The 22,548-nt window shown below is 33.4% G+C and carries 18 protein-coding genes; all 18 read right to left on the bottom strand.

Annotation, left to right across the window (positions count from 1 at the left end; translation table 11 throughout):
- Positions 1–70 precede the first annotated feature (70 nt).
- Positions 71–418: a 30S ribosome-binding factor RbfA gene (gene rbfA, locus BM319_RS08265; protein ID WP_025568543.1), complete on the bottom strand. Its 348-nt coding sequence runs from the start codon at positions 416–418 to the stop codon at positions 71–73.
- Between the two features lie 409 nt (positions 419–827).
- The gene (gene infB / locus BM319_RS08260) at positions 828–3,008 is read right to left on the bottom strand and encodes a translation initiation factor IF-2 (protein ID WP_025568542.1); all 2,181 of its coding nucleotides are present in this window, start codon (positions 3,006–3,008) and stop codon (positions 828–830) included.
- A gap of 23 nt (positions 3,009–3,031) precedes the next feature.
- Positions 3,032–3,331: a YlxQ family RNA-binding protein gene (locus tag BM319_RS08255; RefSeq protein WP_025568541.1), complete on the bottom strand. Its 300-nt coding sequence runs from the start codon at positions 3,329–3,331 to the stop codon at positions 3,032–3,034.
- Positions 3,328–3,597 carry an RNase P modulator RnpM gene (gene rnpM, locus BM319_RS08250; protein WP_025568540.1) on the bottom strand — a complete coding sequence of 90 codons (270 nt, stop codon included), beginning with the start codon at positions 3,595–3,597 and terminating at the stop codon, positions 3,328–3,330. Before rnpM ends, BM319_RS08255 begins: the two co-directional genes overlap by 4 nt.
- An 8-nt stretch (positions 3,598–3,605) precedes the next feature.
- The gene (gene nusA / locus BM319_RS08245) at positions 3,606–4,730 is read right to left on the bottom strand and encodes a transcription termination factor NusA (RefSeq protein ID WP_025568539.1); all 1,125 of its coding nucleotides are present in this window, start codon (positions 4,728–4,730) and stop codon (positions 3,606–3,608) included.
- Positions 4,731–4,746: 16 nt separating this feature from the next.
- A complete protein-coding gene (rimP, locus tag BM319_RS08240; protein ID WP_025568538.1) occupies positions 4,747–5,220 on the bottom strand; it encodes a ribosome maturation factor RimP in 474 nt (157 codons plus the stop codon).
- 243 nt (positions 5,221–5,463) lie between these two features.
- Entirely contained in the window at positions 5,464–9,774 is a 4,311-nt protein-coding gene (locus tag BM319_RS08235; protein ID WP_069034504.1) for a PolC-type DNA polymerase III, read from the bottom strand.
- A 125-nt stretch (positions 9,775–9,899) separates the two neighbouring features.
- The gene (locus BM319_RS08230) at positions 9,900–11,597 is read right to left on the bottom strand and encodes a proline--tRNA ligase (RefSeq protein ID WP_069034505.1); all 1,698 of its coding nucleotides are present in this window, start codon (positions 11,595–11,597) and stop codon (positions 9,900–9,902) included.
- Positions 11,598–11,833: 236 nt separating this feature from the next.
- A complete protein-coding gene (rseP, locus tag BM319_RS08225) occupies positions 11,834–13,090 on the bottom strand; it encodes an RIP metalloprotease RseP (protein WP_069034506.1) in 1,257 nt (418 codons plus the stop codon).
- Positions 13,091–13,103: 13 nt separating this feature from the next.
- Entirely contained in the window at positions 13,104–14,255 is a 1,152-nt protein-coding gene (gene dxr, locus BM319_RS08220; RefSeq protein WP_069034507.1) for a 1-deoxy-D-xylulose-5-phosphate reductoisomerase, read from the bottom strand.
- Between the two features lie 33 nt (positions 14,256–14,288).
- The gene (locus BM319_RS08215; protein ID WP_069034508.1) at positions 14,289–15,077 is read right to left on the bottom strand and encodes a phosphatidate cytidylyltransferase; all 789 of its coding nucleotides are present in this window, start codon (positions 15,075–15,077) and stop codon (positions 14,289–14,291) included.
- 17 nt (positions 15,078–15,094) lie between these two features.
- Complete coding sequence (gene uppS / locus BM319_RS08210) at positions 15,095–15,874, bottom strand: undecaprenyl pyrophosphate synthase (RefSeq protein ID WP_069034509.1); 780 nt, start codon at positions 15,872–15,874, stop codon at positions 15,095–15,097.
- Positions 15,875–16,062: 188 nt separating this feature from the next.
- Positions 16,063–16,620, bottom strand: coding sequence for a ribosome recycling factor (frr, locus tag BM319_RS08205; protein ID WP_069034510.1), 558 nt, complete (start codon positions 16,618–16,620; stop codon positions 16,063–16,065).
- A gap of 2 nt (positions 16,621–16,622) precedes the next feature.
- A complete protein-coding gene (gene pyrH / locus BM319_RS08200) occupies positions 16,623–17,345 on the bottom strand; it encodes a UMP kinase (protein WP_069034511.1) in 723 nt (240 codons plus the stop codon).
- Positions 17,346–17,437: 92 nt separating this feature from the next.
- Positions 17,438–18,322 (bottom strand): translation elongation factor Ts, encoded by an 885-nt coding sequence (tsf, locus tag BM319_RS08195; RefSeq protein WP_069034512.1) that lies wholly within the window; start codon positions 18,320–18,322, stop codon positions 17,438–17,440.
- A gap of 128 nt (positions 18,323–18,450) precedes the next feature.
- The gene (gene rpsB / locus BM319_RS08190; RefSeq protein ID WP_056470859.1) at positions 18,451–19,149 is read right to left on the bottom strand and encodes a 30S ribosomal protein S2; all 699 of its coding nucleotides are present in this window, start codon (positions 19,147–19,149) and stop codon (positions 18,451–18,453) included.
- 563 nt (positions 19,150–19,712) lie between these two features.
- Positions 19,713–20,489 (bottom strand): FliA/WhiG family RNA polymerase sigma factor, encoded by a 777-nt coding sequence (locus tag BM319_RS08185; RefSeq protein WP_254664608.1) that lies wholly within the window; start codon positions 20,487–20,489, stop codon positions 19,713–19,715.
- Between the two features lie 1,194 nt (positions 20,490–21,683).
- A complete protein-coding gene (gene codY / locus BM319_RS08180) occupies positions 21,684–22,463 on the bottom strand; it encodes a GTP-sensing pleiotropic transcriptional regulator CodY (protein WP_056470865.1) in 780 nt (259 codons plus the stop codon).
- Between the last annotated feature and the right edge of the window lie 85 nt (positions 22,464–22,548).

The following is a 22,548-nucleotide window of genomic DNA, read 5'->3' as shown; positions in this document are numbered from 1 at the left end:
TATCACCTATCGTTTATTTTTTAGCATGATGAAAAATGGATAGACGAATCTCTCGCCTATCCATTCATTATCAGTTATTCTCTTTATTAATTTGAGTTAGCAATGTCTCAATTCGATTACCATAATCGACTGATTCATCAAATTCAAAAATTAATTCTGGTGTCTTACGTAAACGAATACGTTGACCAATTTCAGAACGAATAAATCCTTTTGCTTTCGCTAATCCAATTAATGTATTTTGACGTTGTTCATCGTCACCTAATACTGAAATATAGACTTTAGCTTGTTGAAGGTCACCAGTTACTTGAACATCAGTAACAGTTACGAAGCCGATTCTTGGATCTTTAATTTTTCTACCAATAATCTCACCAAGTTCTTTCTTCATTTGTTCCCCAACACGATGTGCTCTAACTTTCATACTTTCACCTCAATCTTACAAAGCAAAACATTACGTGCTTCATACAATTAGTTTAACTAAATGTATAAATAATTATTTATTATGCTGAACTTATTCATTTGTGATAAGTCCATTATTTTTTTCCAGTTTTAAATGATCATCTAGAAGAAAATAATATGATGTCTAGTTCCAGCGACTTGCCCCTCGAGGTCATAAGCCAATGACCAGTTAAGGTTAAAGACCAACCTTATCTGGTCCTTGTCTTATGCTTGTCGGGGCAGAGCGAGTCGCTTCCACTTTTCGTTATGTCTAGTTCCGAAAGCTAGCTCTTCGGTAATATTCCAACTACTTTCGAAGTGGACAAACCACCACTTCTTCAAGTTGCCGGAGATATTCCCTTCAGAGCTGGGCAAGCTTTCTCCACTTTTCGTTACTTACGTTTAATTTCTTCCATTACGTAAGCTTCGATTATGTCGCCTTCTTTAATATCATTGTATTTCTCGATTGTGATACCACATTCGTAGTTTGTCGCTACTTCTTTAACGTCATCTTTGAAACGTTTTAGTGTGTCTAATTGACCTTCGAATACAACGATACCATCACGAATTAAACGTACACCGCTGTCACGAGTGATTTTTCCATCAGTTACATAACATCCAGCAATTGTACCAACTTTTGATACTTTGAATACTTGACGAACTTCTGCTTGACCGATTACTTTTTCTTCAAACTCTGGGTCTAACATACCTTTCATCGCAGATTCAATTTCCTCAATTGCTTTGTAAATAATGCGGTGTAATCGAATATCTACATTTTCTAAGTCTGCAGTACGTTTTGCATTTACATCAGGACGTACGTTGAAACCAATAATAATCGCATTAGATGCAGAAGCTAAAATTACATCAGACTCAGTAATTGCACCAGCGCCTGTGTGGATGATTTTAACTTTTACGCCTTCTACTTCAATTTTTTGTAATGAAGCAGCCATCGCCTCAACAGAACCTTGAACGTCAGCTTTAACAATTAGATTGATTTCTTTTACGTTACCTTCTTGAATTTGAGCAAATAAATCTTCAAGAGATAATTTTGAGCTTTCACTACGTTGTTGCATAACTGCTTGTGAAGCACGTGCTTCACCAACTTGACGCGCACGTTTCTCGTCAGCAAATACCATAAAACGGTCACCTGCTTGAGGAACTTCATTTAAACCAGTAATTTCAACTGGCATTGATGGACCAGCCTCTTTAATTCGACGACCTAAGTCATTTACCATTGCACGTACACGACCAAATGAAGTACCAACTACAATTGGATCTCCAACTTTTAATGTACCATTTTGAACTAATAAAGTTGCAACTGCACCTTTACCTTTATCTAATTCAGCTTCGATTACAGTACCAAGTGCTTTACGTGATGGGTTAGCTTTATATTCTTCTACTTCACTAACTAAAAGAATCATTTCAAGTAACTGATCAACACCATTACCGTTTAATGCTGAAATTGGAACAAAGATTGTGTCTCCACCCCATGCTTCAGAAACAATACCGTGTTCAGTTAATTCCTGCATTACACGATCTGGGTTTGCAGATTCTTTATCCATTTTATTCACAGCTATAATAATAGGTACTTCTGCTGCTTTTGCGTGATTGATTGCTTCAACTGTTTGAGGCATAACACCGTCATCAGCTGCTACAACGATAATTGTAATATCAGTAACTTGTGCTCCACGTGCACGCATAGTAGTAAATGCTGCGTGACCAGGCGTATCTAAGAACGTAATTTTCTTTCCTTCGATTTCTACTTGGTAAGCACCGATATGTTGTGTAATTCCACCTGCTTCTCCAGCAGTTACCTTTGATTTACGAATATAGTCAAGTAAAGTAGTTTTACCGTGGTCAACGTGACCCATAATCGTTACAACTGGTGGACGTTCTTGTAGATTAGCCTCATCGTCAGCTTCATCAATAAAGCTTTCGAAATCATTTTCATCGACAATAACTTCCTCTTCAACTTCAACTCCGTAGTCACTTGCTAATAATTCGATTGTGTCTTTATCAAGGTCTTGGTTGATTGTCGCCATAATGCCTAACATAAATAATTTTTTAATTAATTCTGATGGTTCTTTACCTAATTTTTTTGCAAGCTCAGAAACTTTTAATGATCCTGAGAAGATTATTTTATTTGAGGTGTTCTCGGTTGAGTTATTTTTATGATTCATATTTTGGTTGCCTTTCTTTATCCCTGTCGTTTGTCGATCTTCAATTTGACTGCTTTGCTTTTGGCTATCAGTCTTTTTCTTTTTATTACTGTTCTTTTTTGATTTTTCTTTCGTATCTTCTAATTGATAGTCTGCTTCATAATCAAGCTCTTCACTAGCTTCTACATTAAATGCAGGAATTACCTTAAAAGAAGATTTAGACATAGCTTTTTGGGGTTGTTTGATCTCTACAGACTTTGGTTGAAAACTCTTATTTAACTTTTCAACAATATCCTCTGCAATTGTGGCCATATGATTCTTTACTTCGATTTTTAAATCCTTGAGTCTTTCAATAATTTCCTTACTTGAAACATTTTGCTTTTTAGCATACTCATAAATTCTAATTTTCGTCATACGTTCACCCCCAGATTAGTCCATTAATTTAATAATGTCTGAAGTTTTGTTGCAAATCCTTGATCAGTAATTGCAACGACCACTCGAGCGTCTTTCCCAATAGCGTGCCCTAATTCAAAGCGATTTTCAACATAACAAAGTGGAGTATTGTAATAAGTTGTCTTGTCTTTTATTTTCTTCGCGGTTAAATCGGAAGCATCCTTTGACAAAATAACTAGTTTTGCTCTTTTTTGCTGGACTTCTTTTACAACTAACTCTTCGCCTGAAACCACTTTACGAGCTCTAGCTGCAAGTCCTAATAAAGACAATCCTTTATTTGTCATGCTTTTTCCTTTTCAATAAACGCTAAAAGTTCTTCATATAGACTAGCATCAATTTTAGCGTTTAATTGCTGTTCTAAAGTATTTTTTTGCTGCGCTTGTTTTACTACTTCAACAGATTTTGTTAAGTAAGCTCCACGACCAGATTTTTTTCCACTTGGATCAATGGATACTTCACCTTCTTTAGAACGTACAATTCTGATTAATTCTTTTTTTGGTTTCATTTCTTGTGTTACAACACACTTACGTAAAGGAATTTTTCGATTCATGAGTTTACTCACTCCTCATTAAAGTCGTCAGCGTAAGCATCGAAATCATCATTAGATACAGTTACTTCTTGCGCTGGTGATGTATAGTCAATACCAATTTTATCTGCGTCAGACTGTGATTTAATATCAATTTTCCAACCAGTTAAACGGGCAGCTAATCTAGCATTTTGACCTCTTTTTCCAATTGCAAGAGATAATTGGTGATCTGGTACTACTACTGTAGTTGCTTTTTCTTCTTCATTTACTAAAACTCTAATAACTTGAGATGGACTTAATGCATTTGCAACAAATTCAACTGGATCTGAAGACCAACGAACAATATCAATTTTTTCACCTTTTAATTCATTAACGATTGATTGTACACGTTGACCTTTTTGACCTACACAAGCACCTACTGGATCTAAATCAGGGTTGCTTGTATAAACTGAAATCTTAGAACGGTCACCTGCTTCACGGGCTACTGAACGTATTTCTACAACACCATCATAAATTTCAGGTACTTCTGTTTCAAATAAACGCTTTAATAATCCAGGGTGAGTACGTGATACAAAAATTTGTGGACCTTTTGATGTTTTTTCAACTTTTGTAACAAATACTTTAATGCGATCATGGATTCTATATTTCTCAGTTGGAATTTGTTCAGTTACAGGAAGTACTGCTTCAATTTTACCTAAGTTAACATAAATTGCGCGTGAATCGATACGTTGAACTGTGCCTGTCATCATATCTTCTTGGCGGTCAATATATTCTGAATAAATTACACCGCGTTCTGCTTCACGAACTCTTTGTGTTACTACTTGTTTAGCAGTAGTTGCAGCAACTCGTCCAAAGTCTTTAGGTGTAACTTCTAATTCAATGATATCTCCCACCATAAAGTTTGGATTATGTTGTTGTGCTTCTTCAACTGTAATTTCTAAACGTGTATCAAACACATTGCTTACTACTTCTTTTCTTGCAAAAACACGAATTGAACCGTTATGTAGGTTAAAATCAACTCGAACATTTTGTGCTTGATTAAAATTACGTTTATATGCTGAAATTAAAGCTGCTTCAATTGCTTCAATTACTACATCTTTACTAATTCCTTTTTCTCTTTCAATTATTTCTAATGCTGTTAATAACTCCGAACTCATTAAAAGTACCCCCTACTTAGAAAAACGTAACAGCAAGTCTTGCACTTGCGATCTTTGGTGTTGGAATAGTCATCATTTTTTTTCTTGTTTTAATTGTTAACTCTAACTGAACTTCCTCTGACGTATAGGAAATTAATTTCCCTTCGAATTTCTTTTCGTCAAGGATTGGTTCATAAGTTTTAATGAAAACTTGTTTTCCAATTGCTTTTATAAAATCTTGTTCTTTCTTTAAAGGACGTTCAGCACCTGGTGATGAAACATCTAAGAAATAAAGGTTTTCAATTGGATCTTTTTCATCTAAGACTTCACTTAGTTTTTCACTTACTGCAGCACATTGCTCCAAATCAATTCCAGACTCACTATCTATAAATACTCGAAGGAACCAGTCTTTTCCTTCTTTTACGTATTCTACATCAACTAACTCTAATCCTAGTTGTTCAATTATTGGTTGTGCTAATTCTGATACAACCTCTGTGACCTTCTTACTCAAGAAGTATCCTCCTTCCAAACATTACAAGATGAAAATTCCCTGCTATTTAGCAGGGAAATTATCTTTAGTATTTCCAATTTACGCAATTATTGTAACTTAAAATTCAAGTTACATACTACGCAAGAGATGAATTGGGTCATAAGGGTAATAAGAAAGAGCAGGTTGCCCCTGCTCTTCAAGAAAAATCCCGTGCTAAATTACATCTGTATCTACTATACCATAATTCCCAAGTTTTGCAAACTGTTAAAAGCCATCGAAAAGTGATAATTGGTTTTGATCAGGTAAGTTTTGTAAACAGCCTTGTTTATCTAAATACTCTAAAACTGTTTTTGAAATTTTACTTCTTTGTTGTAAGTCTTCTTTCGAAAGGAATTCTCCATCTTCTCTAGACGAAACAATATTTTTAGCCGCATTCGTTCCTAATCCTGGAATCGAATTAAACGGTGGGATTAGCTTATTCCCATTTACTAAAAATTCATCTGCACTTGAACGATATAAATCCATTTTTTCAAACGAAAAGCCTCTTTCACACATTTCCAAAGCAATTTCCAATACAGTCATTAAACTTCTTTCTTTTACTGAAGCATCTAATCCTTTTATTGCGATTTCTTCTATTTTAGCTTTAATCGCACTTGGACCGGCTATCATTGCTTCAATATCGAAATCTTCAGCACGAACTGTGAAGTATGCAGCATAATAAAGGATTGGATGGTGTACTTTGAAATATGCAATTCGTACTGCCATTAATACGTAAGCAGCGGCATGCGCTTTAGGGAACATGTACTTAATTTTTTTACAAGAATCAATATACCAAGCAGGTACTTTATTATTTCTCATTTCTTCTTCCCACTCTGCTGGTACACCTTTACCTTTACGAACAGATTCCATTATTTTAAATGCTAATGAAGGCTCTAATCCTTGATAGATTAAATAAACCATGATGTCGTCACGACAACCAATTACTTCAGAAAGTGTACAAGTCCCGCTGTTTATTAATTCAGATGCATTTCCTAACCATACATCTGTACCATGTGACAAACCAGATATTTGAACAAGTTCAGAAAATGTAGATGGCTTTGTATCTTCTAACATTTGACGTACAAACTTAGTACCAAACTCTGGAATTCCATAAGTACCTGTTTTACAGAGTATCTGCTGTTCAGTTACCCCTAACGACTCAGGTCCTGCAAATATCTTCATTACTTCAGGGTCATCAGTTGGAATCGTTTTTGGATCGATTCCACTTAAGTCTTGAAGCATACGGATAACCGTTGGATCATCGTGTCCTAATATATCAAGTTTTAATAAATTATCATGAATTGAATGGAAATCAAAATGTGTCGTTTTCCATTCAGACTTTACATCATCAGCTGGGAACTGAATCGGTGAAAAATCATAAATGTCCATATAATCTGGAACTACTATAATTCCACCTGGATGTTGTCCAGTTGTTCTTTTTACACCTGTACATCCCATAGCTAATCGATCATATTCAGCACCACGTAAATTTAAATTATGATCATTTGCATAACCTCTTACATAACCGTATGCTGTTTTATCAGCTACAGTACCAATTGTACCTGCACGATAGACATAGTCCTCACCAAAAAGTACCTTTGTATAATTATGAGCAGTTGGTTGATATTCACCGCTGAAATTCAAATCGATATCAGGAACCTTATCTCCTTTAAATCCAAGGAAGGTTTCGAAAGGAATATCATGACCATCTTTTTTATATGCAGTACCACATTCCGGACAATCTTTGTTCGGTAAATCGAATCCAGAACCTACTGATCCATCATTGAAAAACTCAGAATGCTTACAATTTGGACAGACGTAATGTGGTGGTAAAGGATTTACTTCTGTAATTTCTGTCATGGTCGCTACTAATGATGATCCTACAGATCCCCTTGAACCTACTAGATACCCATCATCTAATGATTTTTTTACAAGTTTATGCGAAATCAAGTAAATTACGGCAAAACCATGTCCAATAATACTCTTTAACTCTTTTTCAAGACGGGCTTCTACAATTTCTGGTAATTGCTCTCCGTAAATAGATCTTGCCATTTGATAGCTCATATCGCGAACTTCATCTTCAGCACCTTCAATTTTTGGAGTATATAAGTCATCCTTAATTGGCTTAATATCTTCAATTAAACTAGCAATTTTTTGCGTATTTGTAACGACTATTTCTTTTGCTTTTTCTTCTCCTAAAAAGGCGAAGGCAGATAGCATCTCATTAGTTGTTCTAAAATGAACATCTGGTAATCGATGTCGATTTAATGGATTTGCTCCACCTTGAGACCCAACTAATATTTTGCGATAAATTTGATCTTCTTTTTGTAAGTGGTGAACGTTACCAGTACCAACTACAATTTTTTCTACCTTTTCAGCCATTTTAACAAGCTTTGAAATAACTTCTCTTAAATGTTGTTCATTTCGAACAATTTCTAATTCTACTAAATGTAAAAGTGTCTCTGGCGGCATTACTTCGATATAATCATAAAACTCCATTAGCTTTTCTGCTTCTTCAGGAGATTTTTGAACACTTGCCTCAAAAACTTCACCTTTATCACATGCAGATCCAACTAATATACCTTCGCGATGTTTCACTAATAATGATCTAGGAACCCTTGCAACTCGATGATGATAATGGATATGAGAATATGAAACAATTTTAAACAAGTTTTTTAGTCCAGTTTCATTCGTAGCTAAAAGAGTTGCATGTGATGGTCTTGCTCGTTTATAAGCATCGCCTTTCCCCATGTTATTATTTAGCTCGTCATGATAATACATATCCTGCTCTGCTGCATCTTTCAGCATTTTTAGAAGTAAGAAGCCAGTGGCCTCAGCATCGTAAATCGCTCTATGATGTTGTGTTAAGTTAATATCGAATTTTTTACACAGTGTATTTAATCGAAAGTTTTTAAAATCCGGATACAAAGTTCTAGCTAACTCAAGCGTATCAATTACACCATTATTTGTAATACCAATTTCATATTTTTTAAAGCCCATTTGAATAAAGCCCATATCAAATGAAGCATTATGAGCTACTAGTATATCGTCACCCATCCACTCTTTAAACTCACGAAGTACCACATCAACATTTGGGGCATCTCTTACCATTTCATCAGTAATTCCCGTCAATTCAATCGTAGTTGCAGATAGTGGATGATGTGGATTTGCAAATCGTTCAAATCGGTCAATGATTTCACCTTTATGAATCTTTACAGCAGCTAACTCGATGATCGTATCATAAACCGCAGAAAGACCTGTTGTCTCTACGTCAAATACAACATAGGTTGCTTCCTCTAATGAAATATGAGATGGATTATATGCTGTTGGTACACCATCATTTACTAGATTTATTTCAACGCCATATAGTATTTTCACACCGTGTTTTTTCCCAGCTCCAAATGCTTCAGGGAAGGATTGAACAACCGCATGATCCGTTATTGCAATTGCTTCATGTCCAAACTTACCTGCTTGTTTGACTAAATCACCTGCTGAAACAACTGAATCCATTTGGCTCATATGTGTATGGGCATGTAACTCAATTCTACGCTCTCCTTCTGGAGCTTCGTCCTTGCGTTCATCTGGGGTAATTTCATTTATATCATTTGCAATCATGACTAAATCACGTACAAATGTATCGTTTTGTACGGATCCTCTAACTTTTACCCACATACCCTTTTTAATTTTATTTAACATCGGGATATCTTCTTTATCTCTAGAGAACATTTTAACTAGTATTGAGCTCGTGTAATCGGTAATTTTAAAGGTAATTAAGACACGGCCGCTCTTAAGTTCACGAATTTCAGAATCGAATACATATCCTTGCAGAACAACTCGTTTTTCTTCTTCAATGATTGACGAGATTGTATTAATTTCAGTTTCCTTAATATAATATCCAACGACAAGAGGACCTGAGGGCTCATCTCCTTCAGCTTCTTCAGCAGCCTCTTTCTTTTCTAATTCAACAAGTACTTCCATCGCTCGCTTGCGATCTTCTTCAGCTTTTTTCTCAAGAAACTCAGTTTTTTCTTCAACATTGTCTTTAATCGTATTCTCAAAAAACAGCTTAGGAAAACCTACTTTTTGATATAAATCTTGCAGCTGAGGAACGTATCGATTTGTAAAAGCATTTTCTTCAATTAGACTATTTAAATGGATCATTACTTTATTATTTTCAACTGAAGGTAGAGCAGATTCAATATGTTGTAATATAGGTGATTTCGATTCAACAGATTGAATCATAAATGACCAATAATCAATTACTTTTTGTTCTTCTATTTTTGGATTTTCCGTATTAATAACGACTGAAACATCTGCTATATGTTTAAAAGTCCTTAATAAACTTGTTACAAAAACTTGAAACGTTGCAAAAGGTAAAACATTATCTATTTTAAAAGTAAACTGCCATTTTTTTTCGCTTTTATTTACTTCAAGATTTACGATTTCCCCATTTTTAAAATACAAATCTCGCATATCTTCAGGAAATTGGAGCTGATCTAATAATAGCTGAAACCGCTCCTGACGTGTTTGTCCCATTTTTTCACCAACCTTATTATATAAATTGCAGTATATGTGTAAAAAAATCGAAAGTACCTCCACATAAATAAGAGGTACTTTTTATTTGTGTGCGATTACCGTAAGGTGTCGCTTCCACTTTTATTTTATTTTAACATATTTATTTCATTCACAAGGTTAGAAATTTCTACTTCTTTACTAACTTGTCCATCTCTAGTTTTAAGTTCTACAATTCCTTCTGCAGCTTTTTTACCAACAACTACACGTACAGGAATTCCGAAAAGATCTGCGTCTGCAAATTTTACACCTACACGTTCATTTCGGTCATCTAATAATACATCTTGTCCAATCTCTTTTAACGTTTTATAAATATCGTCAGCTAAATTTACTTGCTCTTCATTCTTTGTATTTACAGTAATAACATGTACATCAAAAGGAGCTAGGTTTTTAGGCCAGACAATCCCTTTCTCGTCATTATATTGCTCTACAATTGCAGCTAATGTACGAGATACACCAATACCATAGCATCCCATAATGATTGGATTCGATTTTCCATTTTCATCAAGGAATGTTGCATTCATAGACTCAGAATATTTTGTACCTAATTTAAATACATGACCTACTTCAATACCTTTTGCGAATGAAATAGTTCCTTTACCATCTGGTGATAAGTCACCTTCTTGAATAAATCTTAAGTCTACGAAATCTTTAACATCATAGTCTCTATTTACAGTTACGTTAATGTAATGATAACCTTCTTCATTTGCCCCACAGCAACCATTTACAATACCTTTAATTGCATTATCTGCTAATACTAATAAATCTGATTTTACTCCAATTGGACCTAGTGATCCTATTTCACAGTTCATTAGTTCTTTTACTTCTTCTTTAGAAGCAAGCTCAACTGAATGTGCACCTAAATAATTCTTTAATTTAATATCGTTGATTTCATGGTCACCACGAGCAAGCACTAATACAAAACTTTCATCTGCCTTGAAAATAATTGATTTAATGCTTTTTTCAATCGGTAAGTTTAAGAATTCAATTACTTCATCGATTGTTTTTTGATTTGGCGTTTCTACTTTTTGAACTTCTTCTAATTTCTCATCAGATGGTTCGTAATTCGCAACAACTGGTGCCATTTCAATATTTGCTGCATAGCTAGATTCATTTGAAAATGCGATTGTATCTTCACCAATGTCAGATAACACCATGAATTCATGCGTATCTTTTCCACCCATTGCTCCTGAATCAGCAACAACCGCTCTGAAATTTAAACCACAACGAGTAAATACGTTACTATAAGCCGTAAATAAACGATCATATACTTCATCCAAGCTTTCTTGTGATGCATGGAAAGAATAAGCATCCTTCATTAAAAATTCACGACCGCGAAGTAGTCCAAAACGAGGGCGTTTTTCATCACGGAATTTTGATTGTACTTGATAAAGTGTAATCGGTAATTTTTTATATGATTTTAATTCATCGCGAATAATGGAAGTAACAACTTCTTCATGAGTTGCTCCTAATGCAAATCCTCTACCGTGACGATCTCTTAAACGCATTAGTTCTGGACCAAAATTATCCCAACGACCTGATTCTTCCCATAATTCTTGCGCTTGCATTGATGGCATTAACATTTCCATCGCACCAGCATTATTCATTTCTTCTCGAACAATATTTGCTACTTTTTGAAGAACTTTATTGCCTAAAGGTAAGAAACTATATATACCAGATGCATTTTGTCTAATAAATCCTGCTCTTAATAATAATTGATGGCTTTTTATATCTGCATCTGATGGTACTTCACGAAGAGTTGGACTATATACGATACTTTGTTTCAAAAGGATTCACCTCATATTTTTCTTTTATTCTTATATTCTTTTTTTATAAATTATTTTAAAAATAATTGTTTTAAAAGCTATTTCTATAAAAGGCCTTTGTAAGTTAAGAATCCGCTCCCACTTAAAACGGGCTAATTGACAAACAATATGTCATTAAGCCCGTTTTATAAACAAGTAAGTCGCGGATTCTTTAAACAAAATTCATGAAATTACACGATTAAATTAAACAGAGCTTCTTATAAGAAAAATCTTTTAATATCGTTCCAAGTTACGATGATCATTAATAACATTAAAAGCGCAAAACCAATAAAGTGAACGACACCTTCTTTTTGGCGATCTATTGGTCGACCTCTTAATGCTTCTATTGCAAAAAATGTTAGTCTTCCTCCATCAAGAGCCGGTAATGGTAATAAATTCATAATACCAAGGTTGATACTTAAAAACGCTGCCCATTTCATTAAGTAGAAAATACCTGATTGTGCAGCTTGATCTGTTACCTGATAAATACCAACTGGACCTGAAAGATTATTGATTGAGAATTGACCAGATACTAAATGCCCAACTGCTAATACAATTTCTTTTGTCCATCCAATTGTTTCAGTTATACCATATTTAACCGAAGAAAAAACATTTTTTTCAACAGGTGCATATACACCGATTAAACCATTTACTTTATGGTCGATTGTTTCTGATTTTGGAGTAATTGGAATCGAAATAACTTTGTTATCTCTTTTTACTTTAAATAATAATTCTTTACTTGGGCTTTCTCTTACAATTTTAACGACTTCTGCCCACTTTGAAACATCTTTATTATCAATTGATAAAACAATGTCGCCTTCTTTTAGACCAGCAGTTTGTGCTGGACCTTTTGGAAGTAATTCACCAATTTTAGCATCATTTACTGGAGTTCCTTGAAGTAATCCCAATAAGATAAAAATCACTAAAGCTAAAACAAAATTCATCATTGGTCCTGCAAAAATAGCAATCGCTCTTTTTCCAACTGATTTACTATTAAATTGTCGGTTATACGGAGCAATTTGATGACCTTGTCCTTCACTATAAATGAACGCTTTTTCATTTACATTGAATTTTGAAACGCCTTCTGTTCCTTCTTCAGTACCAATGATTTCTAACTTATGTTCTAAATCTATTGAATCAACTTCAACAAAACGAAGATCTTGGAAACGATCAAACTGATCAACTACAATTTTAGTAACTTCCCCGATTGAGTTAAATTGTAAACCGATATGTGATCCAGGCTTTACTTGTACCATTTCTGGATCTTCTCCAGCGTAACGAACATAACCACCAAGCGGCAATAATCTTATTGTGTATGTAGTTTCATTTCGATAAAATGAGAAAACCTTTGGACCAAACCCAATTGCAAATTCTCTACATAATATACCAGCACGTTTTGCAAAATATAGATGTCCTAGTTCATGAAAAAATACAAGTGCGCCAAAAATTACAACAAACGCTATAACTGTATTCATCTAATTACCACCCTTACTTTATTAGTGATGAAACGAATTGTCTTGTTTGTTCATCAATGTTACGAATTTCTTCTAATGAAGGTTTACTTATTACATTGTGTTTTTCAAGAGCGTTTTCTATTAAATTCTCAATTTGTAAGAATGATATTTTATTCTGTAAAAAAGCAGCTACCGCTTCTTCATTTGCTGCATTTAATACAGTTGGTAAACTACCGCCAACTTTACCAGCTTGGTAAGCATAATCCAAACATTTAAACCTGTTAAAATCCATCTCCTCAAAATGAAGTGTCCCAAATTTAATCAAATCTAATGGCTTATGATTAGTAATTGGTTTTCTTGAAGGATAGTTCAGTGCATATGCGATTGGTACCCTCATATCAGGTGTTCCTAATTGTGCCATTACACTTCCGTCATCGAATTCAATCATAGAGTGTATAACACTTTCTCTATGAAGTACTACATCAATTTTTTCATATGGCATATTAAATAGCCAATGTGCTTCAATTACTTCTAATCCTTTATTCATCATCGTAGCTGAATCAATTGTAATCTTTGCTCCCATTGACCAATTTGGATGATTTAGCGCATCTTCAATAGTAACATCCTTTAATTGATCTCTTGTTTTATCTCTGAAGCTACCACCTGAAGCTGTAATGATTAATTTATGTATTTCATTTGGGTTTTCACCATTTAAACATTGATAGATTGCTGAATGCTCACTATCTACTGGTAAAATTGAGACACCATATTTTTCTGCTTCAGCCATTACAATATGACCTGCTGTAACTAATGTCTCTTTATTCGCTAGTGCGATTGTTTTACCATTTTGGATGGCTTTCATAGTTGGAACTAAACCTACACTTCCAACAACAGCGTTTACAAGTATTGTACTGTCTTCATGAACGGCAACTTCGATAAGGCCTTCTTCACCATATAAAACTTTGATTTGTGAAGGGATACCTAAGCTCGTCAGTTTTTCAGCTTCTTCTTTACCAGCAACTGAAACTAGTTTTGGTTTAAATTCTAAAATAATCTTATATAATTCATCAATATTTCTCCCAGCTGAACACGCGACTAATTCAAAATCATTTGATTGATTTCTAATAATATCGAGTGTTTGTATACCGATTGAACCAGTTGCTCCAAGTAAGCTGATTTTCTTCATTTTCATATGTCTCCTTAAATGCAAAAACTAATACTATAACGTAAATAGTAAATAGACGATTGGCAATGTGAAAATGATACTATCAAATCTGTCTAAAATCCCACCATGACCAGGTAATAAATTTCCTGAGTCTTTCACACCGTAGTATCTTTTATATGCAGATTGTACGAGATCACCTAATTGACCAAAAATCGAAACAAGAACAGCTACTAGTACTAAATATAGTATTGAATGATTTAAAGTTAACATAATCGATAAAATTACTGCAACTACTACAGCACAAATAATTCCACCTATCGAACCTTCAATCGTTTTATTGGGACTAATATCAGGCCAAAGTTTAGTTTTACCTGTCGCTTTCCCTATAAAATATGCACCCGAATCAGTTGCCCAAATTACGAATAATGGGAAGAAAAAGAATGCAATCCCCATATTTCTCATCTCGTACATATAATGAAATCCTAATCCTACATATAAACTACTTAGTACTACAAAAGAAGCATCTTCAAAAGTAAATGTATTCTTTGTAATTACCGTATATGATAAAAGTAGTAGGATTAGTACAATTGAAATTTCTGTTTTACCGATTTCCACAGGAAAAATCTTATTTGATAAATCATTTGGTGTAATTGCTACCCATGTTAAGATTAATCCAAGTACAGTTTGTGCACTGAATAAATTAAACTTTTTCATTCTAATCAATTCAAAATAACCGATTGTCCCAAGTGCAAATACAAGTAATCCAAACGGCCATTTACCAAATATTACTAATCCTAAAAATAATGCTCCAGCTATAACTCCTGTTATAATACGCTGTTTCAAGTTCGTTCACCGCTTTCTTAAATACCACCATATCTTCTAGCTCGATTTTGATATTCTTTAACCGCATCAATTAAACACTCTTCGGTAAAATCGGGCCATAATACATCTGTAAAATATAGTTCAGAATAAGCAATTTGCCAAAGCATAAAATTACTAATCCTTAATTCACCACTTGTTCTAATTAACAAATCTGGATCTTTAAAATCACTAGTCATTAAATAACGATTGAACAATTCTTCATTAATTTCTTCTTTATTTACTTTATTATCCAATACATCTGAAGAAATCTTTTTAACTGCAGAAATAATTTCGTCTCTAGATCCATAATTTAGGGCAAAATTTAATACCATACCCGTATTATTTTTAGTTTCCTCTACTGCTCTTAATACTGCTTCTGTAGTATAGCTTGGTAATTGCTCTTTATTTCCAGTTAATCTTACCTGCACATTTTCTTCGATTAATTCAGGTAAAAATGTTCCTAGAAATTCTTGAGGTAACTTCATTAAGAATTCTACTTCAGTTTTAGGTCTTTTCCAATTCTCAGTTGAAAAAGCATATAAAGTTAACGTCTTTACACCTAATTTACTAGCAGTTCTTGCAATTTTTCGAACTACTTTCATTCCCTCATAGTGTCCCTTAACCCTTGGAAGATTCCTCTTTTGTGCCCATCTACCATTACCATCCATTATTATTGCAACATGCTCAGGAATTACTCCATCGACCCCATTTAATTGCGAACTTGGAGGTACATTTTTCTCTTCTTTATTTCTTTTAAAAAAAGAAATTAATTTAAACATCTTTAATCCTCCGTCTAAGTATATCTAATTAAAGCATTGAGTAAAAAAACCCCCTTAAACAGAGGGTCTTTTTACTCAAAGCGCTTAGTTTATTTAATTATAATGCAATAATGAAATTATGTAATAGCATAATGTGAAAAATTCATTATTTTTCTAAGCGCTAATAAGATATACCTTGCAATGCAGTATTAAACTTCCATTATCTCTTTTTCTTTTTCTTTTGTGATTCCATCGATTTTTTCGATATGTGAATCTGTTTGTTTTTGAATGTCTTCTACAAGACCACGTAATTCATCTTCAGTAATTTCACCATTTTTTTCTGCTTTTTTCAGATCATCATTTGCATCACGGCGGATGTTACGTACTGCAACTTTAGCATCTTCAGCAGATTTTTTAACTACTTTTACTAAATCGCGACGTCGCTCTTCTGTTAATGGTGGGAAACTAATTCTGATTACAGTTCCATCATTTGAAGGGTTTAATCCTAAGTCAGCTTTTTGAATCGCTTTATCCATATCATTAATGACTGTTTTATCGTAAGGAGTAATTAATAATAATCTTGCTTCTGGTACTGAAATATTTGCCATTTGGTTGAGTGGTGTTGGAGCACCATAATATTCAACTAAAACTTTATCTAAAATAGCTGGGTTTGCACGACCAGCACGTACTGTTGCTAATTCTCTAGAGAAAGCAGAAACAGCTTTTGTCATTTTTTCTTTTGCTAAAGAAATGATTTGATTAGACATCTTTATTTCCCCTTTACTATTGTTCCAATATTTTCGCCAAGTACGGCACGTTTAATATTACCTTCTTCCATAATTGAGAATACAATTAATGGAATATCATTGTCCATACATAAAGAAGATGCAGTTGAATCCATTACACCTAAACCTTCTTTTAATACGTCTAGATATGTAAGAGTTTCGTATTTTACAGCAGTTTTATCGATTGATGGGTCAGCTGAATATACTCCGTCTACATTATTTTTTGCCATTAAAATAACATCTGCTTCAATTTCAGCAGCACGTAATGCAGCAGTAGTATCAGTTGAGAAATAAGGATTTCCTGTACCAGCAGCAAAAATTACAACACGTTTTTTCTCTAAATGACGAATTGCTTTACGACGGATATATGGTTCTGCAACTTGACGCATTTCAATTGATGATTGTACACGAGATTGTACACCAAGTGTTTCAAGACTATCTTGAAGTGCTAAAGAGTTCATTACAGTACCTAACATGCCCATGTAGTCAGCTGTAGCTCGGTCCATACCCATTTCGCTACCTGTTTTACCACGCCAAATGTTACCAGCACCTACTACTACTGCAACTTCAACATCTAGTTCTGCAATTTCTTTAACTTGTTCAGCAATTGATTTAATAACAGATGGATTAATTCCAAATCCTTGCCCGCCAGCTAGTGCCTCACCACTAAGTTTTAATACTACGCGATTATACTTTGCTTTACTCATAATACCCTCCATTTACGTACATCTATGTATTTACGTTTCTTTAAAAAATAGGGAACACATAGTGTCCCCTATTTTCATTCAAAGTAACTAAATTAGTTACCTTTTACTTGATTCATTACTTCTTCAGCAAAGTTATCTTCACGTTTTTCTAAGCCTTCTCCAACTTCATAACGAACGAAAGATTTAACAGTTCCGTTAGCAGCTTTAACGAATTGACCTACTTTAACGTCTGGGTTTTTAACGAAAGATTGATCTAATAAGCAGATTTCTTCGAAGTATTTACCAATACGTCCTTCTACCATTTTCGCAACGATGTTTTCAGGTTTACCTTCGTTTAATGCTTGTTGAGTTAAAATTCCACGCTCATGCTCAACTTCTTCTTGAGAAACAGCATCACGAGAGATATATTTAGGGTTGATTGCAGCGATGTGCATAGATACGTCTTTAGCAACATCTTCTTTAGTTGTTCCTTCTACTACTGAAAGAACACCGATACGACCGCCACTGTGTAAGTAAGCACCAAATGCATCAGCATCAGTTTTAGAAACTAATTCAAAACGACGTAAAGAGATTTTTTCTCCGATTTTAGCAATAGCATGGTTGATGTATGTTTCAACAGTTTCACCAGTTGCCATTGTTTGTGCTAAAGCTTCTTCAACAGTTGCAGGTTTGTTAGCAACGATATGTTTAGCAAGAACAGAACCTAATTCTTTGAAACCTTCGTTTTTCGCAACGAAATCAGTTTCAGAGTTTACTTCGATTAATACTGCATCGTTTCCAGAAACTTCAACGAAAGTTAAACCTTCAGCAGCGATACGGTCACCTTTTTTAGCAGCTTTTGCGATCCCTTTTTCACGAAGGTAGTCGATTGCTTTGTCCATGTTACCTTCAGTTTCAGTTAATGCTTTTTTGCAATCCATCATACCAGCGCCAGTTTTTTCACGTAATTCTTTTACCATTTGTGCAGTAATTGCCATAATATTTCATCTCCTATATGTAAGCTTATTTTATTCAATCGTTTTATAAGGTAAACAATTTCTGATTATTTTAACCTTAAAAAAAGGTGATAAAAGGCTAAAACCTCTTATCACCTTTCAATTTCTCATTAAGCAGTTGTTTCTTCGCCTTGTTTCGCTTCAAGAATCGCATCTGCCATTTTTGATGTAAGAAGTTTTACAGCTCTAATAGCATCGTCGTTTGCTGGGATAACGTGATCGATTTCATCTGGATCACAGTTAGTGTCAACAATACCGATGATAGGAATGTTTAACTTACGTGCTTCAGCAACAGCGATACGCTCTTTACGAGGATCAACTACGAATAATGCATCAGGAAGTTGCTTCATGTCTTTGATTCCGCCTAAGAATTTTTCAAGACGTTCTAATTCTTTTTTAAGTTGAATAACTTCTTTCTTAGGTAACACTTCAAAAGTGCCATCTTCTTGCATTCTTTCGATATCTTTTAAACGTTTAACACGTTTTTGGATTGTTTGGAAGTTTGTTAACGTTCCACCTAACCAACGTTGGTTAATGAAGTACATACCAGAACGGATTGCTTCATCTTTAATAGCTTCTTGAGCTTGTTTTTTAGTACCAACGAAAAGGATGTTTCCACCTTCAGCAGCGATACCTTTCATTACGTTGTAACACTCTTCAACCTTTTTAACTGTTTTTTGTAGGTCGATGATGTAGATACCGTTACGCTCAGTGAAGATGTAACGTTTCATTTTTGGGTTCCAACGGCGTGTTTGGTGACCGAAGTGAACACCAGCTTCTAATAATTGTTTCATAGAAATTACTGACATTTTATTTCCTCCTAATGGTTCTTTTTCCTCCGCTCACGTCTTCTTCTCCTATCACTCCCAAACTGGGTAGCACCAATAAGAAAATCGGCAAGCGTGTGTATTAACACCATGGACTACTATAGCATATACATTATTAATTATCAAGAGAAAACGAGAAATTATTGTCGAAGTTTCAACAATGTTTGCTTTTTCTTTTCTCTATCTAAATCCTTCTTGCATTTTCATCCATAGAAAGTCTTTTTTAAATCATCGAACTGCTATTATTTAAATTTGGGCTATTTTTCCATACTTTTGATTAACACATGAATGGAATAAATCAAGTGATTTAGAAATGAGAATTCACCTGTCCCAACAACAGAATCTTTATCAGTATTGGGAATTTTTGTTAATTTATTCAACTTAATCGTATTCTTCTTCATATTTTATTAAATCGTTAAAATAGAATTGTCAATAAAGTAAATAATATGAGGCTGATTTGCATTACTCAAATATAAATAATCTTAAAAATCATTATAGTGCCATTTAAAATTCTAAATGAATTCATTGTGGAGTTTACAAAGCTCCTATATATTTTTTTTACTTAAAAGATCTCTTAATTTAAAAATAGATTTAGCATGGATCTGAGACACCCTAGAAGTCGATAAATTAATAATTGTTCCAATTTCAGTAAATGTTAATTCTTCATAATAATACAAACTTATTACTAGCTGTTCTTTCTCATTTAATTCAGTTTCAATCCTCTTAGCAAGTAGCTTATTTTGTTCATCTTTCAGTAGCATTTCTTCTGGTGTTAATGTTTCATGATCCTTTATTGTTTCAATAAAATTAACTTGTCCATCTCCAGCATCTTTGATTTGTTCATCTACAGACAACATATTAGAGAAAAACACATCATTCATGACATTAATAACTTCCATCGAAGAATAACCAGTGTACAGCGCTATTTCTTCAGGTGTAGCTTTTCGTTCAAGAGTCGGTTCTAACTTTTCAATTGCATTTTCAATTTTTTTTGCTTTATCTCTAATTGTTCTAGGTAACCAGTCTTCTTTACGAAGACCATCCAGTATATTACCACTTATTCTTATTGAAGCATATGTTTCAAATTTCAAATCTCTTTTCGGGTCAAATTTCTCTAGTGCGTCATATAAACCCATTAACGCTAAACTGTGTAAATCATCCCTGCTGATGCTGACACTTGAAGGTAATCTATGAGCTATACGATTTACTTGAAAGTGAACTAGTGGCATATATATCTGCATTAACGTATCTCCGGCATCTAAATCACGATCTTCAATCCACTTTTTCCAATAACTTTGTGAAACATTTTTTTGAACTTGCAACACGTTTTTCACCTCAGCGAATTACCATATTATGTTTAATACTTGATTGACAATTTGTTCTTAAATTAGTGATTTTTGGCGAAATTAAATTTTTAGGCAACATTTAAATAAAGGGAATTAAAGCTTTACTCAAGTTTTATTCGTACTATTGAATATGCAGTTTCCGATTAAATATGTACTATGTCCATTTCCCAAGGAGTCTAGTGAATGCATCAAAAGGAGATTAAAAAAAATCTAGATTTAATTCATCAAATTCTTCTTTTATTACTATTTAGCCTTTCAATTTGCCTATTATTAAACGGCTAAATAGTAATAAATATGAATCTATTAATTTTATTCAATATTCGGTACGAATCAATCATTTCGCATACATGCTTTTTCAATGTAAGTTTCGATAAAAACTCAGTTGTTCACTTTTTGATCCTTTTAAAAATTATATTATTAAAATTCTATAATGTATCCACTTATTCTTTAAAATAATGTGAAATTTTATCTAGTACAATAAAAAATATTATTTTTTCATTTTTTTAAAATAATTGTACTTATATTCCAAAATTTTATTTTTAATATAATAGATTAAACTTTAGGATGACCTAATTTTAGTTATACTTAATAAAGAACAAATTAAAGAGTACAATTTTTTTATTTTATACTATTAAAAAGGAAGCCTCTTTTGTAATAATTGTTGTTTAGTAATTAACTGTTTATAACCAAAAATTATTAAAGCTAACGAGGTAGTTTAAAATAGGGTTAATACTAATGAAAGTAGGCTAGTTCTAGAAACTTTTCATACTTGTTTGATATTGTACTTCTTTATCTTCGTATTAAGGAGAGTATGTATCTGAAGTGGAAATAACTGACATCTACTAAAAAACAACAATATATTTGAAAGCAGCCAACAGTATAAAAGGAAAAAATCCCCTTACAATTTTATTATCTAATTCCCTCTCAAAAATACTTTTTATATTTTATCACTATAATCAAGTAAATATTTTTTAATCATACCATAATTTCCAATTCGTCTACATAGTTCATTTATACAAAAAAGGAAATAGTCTCTATTTATTTAATCTTTTTATTCCAATATAAAATATGCAATATTCTAACAATAATAAAGCAAAAAAACCTTTTCCCAATTATTAATTGAGAAAAGGTTTAAACTTAATATTATCTTTTAAGAAGTGACATTATTAATTAGTTAGATTTTAATTTCTCTAACTCTAATAAGAATTTGTCATTTAGTACTTTAATATAAGTACCTTTCATTCCTAGTGATCTTGACTCGATAACACCAGCACTTTCTAATTTACGTAGTGCATTTACGATTACAGATCTTGTAATACCTACTCGGTCAGCAATTTTACTTGCTACTAATAAACCTTCGTAGCCATTTAATTCTTCAAAAATATGTTCGATTGCTTCTAATTCGCTATAAGAAAGAGATGAAATAGCCATTTGTACAACTGCTTTACTTCTAGCTTCTTCTTCAATTTCTTCTGCTTTTTCACGTAGAATTTCCATACCTACTACTGTAGCGCCATATTCTGCTAAGATTAAATCATCATTTTCAAAATCATGATTAATTCGAGCAAGAACAAGAGTACCTAAACGCTCACCACCACCGATAATTGGTACAATAGTAGTTAAACCGCCAGAAAATAAATCTTTATTTTCAACTGGGAATGCAGTGTGCTCACTGTTGATATCGATATTTGATGATGTTTCATTAATATTAAATAGGTTTTGTGTATATTCTTCAGGGAATTGGCGATCGCTGAACATTTTTTGCATACGCTCATTTTCGATTTTTTGGTGAAGACCGTAACCTAATAATTTCCCTTTACGACTTAAAATAAATACATTTGATTCAATAACCTCTTCTAATGTATCTGCCATTTCTTTAAAGTTTACTGGCTTACCTGCAGATTGTTGTAATAACTTATTAATCTTTCTTGTTTTTTCTAATAATTGCATCTTTCTAAATGCCTCCTATTTAATTGTACGTTTCCTTTGAACTTCTTAGCAAACTCATGGCTGAATTCAACATGTTCTTTAACTA

Origin of the sequence: Bacillus sp. UNCCL81 (genome assembly GCF_900112535.1) — a bacterium.
Taxonomy (GTDB): Bacteria; Bacillota; Bacilli; order Bacillales; family Bacillaceae_G; genus Gottfriedia; species Gottfriedia luciferensis_B.
Note: the sequence above shows the minus strand (reverse complement) of the source record. Positions and strands in the feature narration are given on the sequence as shown.

What these genes read in the sequence shown, in the direction of transcription:
- tsf (WP_069034512.1), bottom strand. Translation starts at nt 18,322, where the DNA reads ATGGCAATTACTGCACAAATGGTAAAAGAATTACGTGAAAAAACTGGC.
- frr (WP_069034510.1), bottom strand. Translation starts at nt 16,620, where the DNA reads ATGTCTAATCAAATCATTTCTTTAGCAAAAGAAAAAATGACAAAAGCT.
- dxr (WP_069034507.1), bottom strand. Translation starts at nt 14,255, where the DNA reads ATGAAGAAAATCAGCTTACTTGGAGCAACTGGTTCAATCGGTATACAA.
- pyrH (WP_069034511.1), bottom strand. Translation starts at nt 17,345, where the DNA reads ATGAGTAAAGCAAAGTATAATCGCGTAGTATTAAAACTTAGTGGTGAG.
- rnpM (WP_025568540.1), bottom strand. Translation starts at nt 3,597, where the DNA reads ATGAATCGAAAAATTCCTTTACGTAAGTGTGTTGTAACACAAGAAATG.
- infB (WP_025568542.1), bottom strand. Translation starts at nt 3,008, where the DNA reads ATGACGAAAATTAGAATTTATGAGTATGCTAAAAAGCAAAATGTTTCA.
- rseP (WP_069034506.1), bottom strand. Translation starts at nt 13,090, where the DNA reads ATGAATACAGTTATAGCGTTTGTTGTAATTTTTGGCGCACTTGTATTT.
- rpsB (WP_056470859.1), bottom strand. Translation starts at nt 19,149, where the DNA reads ATGTCAGTAATTTCTATGAAACAATTATTAGAAGCTGGTGTTCACTTC.
- BM319_RS08235 (WP_069034504.1), bottom strand. Translation starts at nt 9,774, where the DNA reads ATGGGACAAACACGTCAGGAGCGGTTTCAGCTATTATTAGATCAGCTC.
- rbfA (WP_025568543.1), bottom strand. Translation starts at nt 418, where the DNA reads ATGAAAGTTAGAGCACATCGTGTTGGGGAACAAATGAAGAAAGAACTT.
- BM319_RS08255 (WP_025568541.1), bottom strand. Translation starts at nt 3,331, where the DNA reads ATGACAAATAAAGGATTGTCTTTATTAGGACTTGCAGCTAGAGCTCGT.
- nusA (WP_025568539.1), bottom strand. Translation starts at nt 4,730, where the DNA reads ATGAGTTCGGAGTTATTAACAGCATTAGAAATAATTGAAAGAGAAAAA.
- codY (WP_056470865.1), bottom strand. Translation starts at nt 22,463, where the DNA reads ATGCAATTATTAGAAAAAACAAGAAAGATTAATAAGTTATTACAACAA.
- uppS (WP_069034509.1), bottom strand. Translation starts at nt 15,874, where the DNA reads ATGTTTAAATTAATTTCTTTTTTTAAAAGAAATAAAGAAGAGAAAAAT.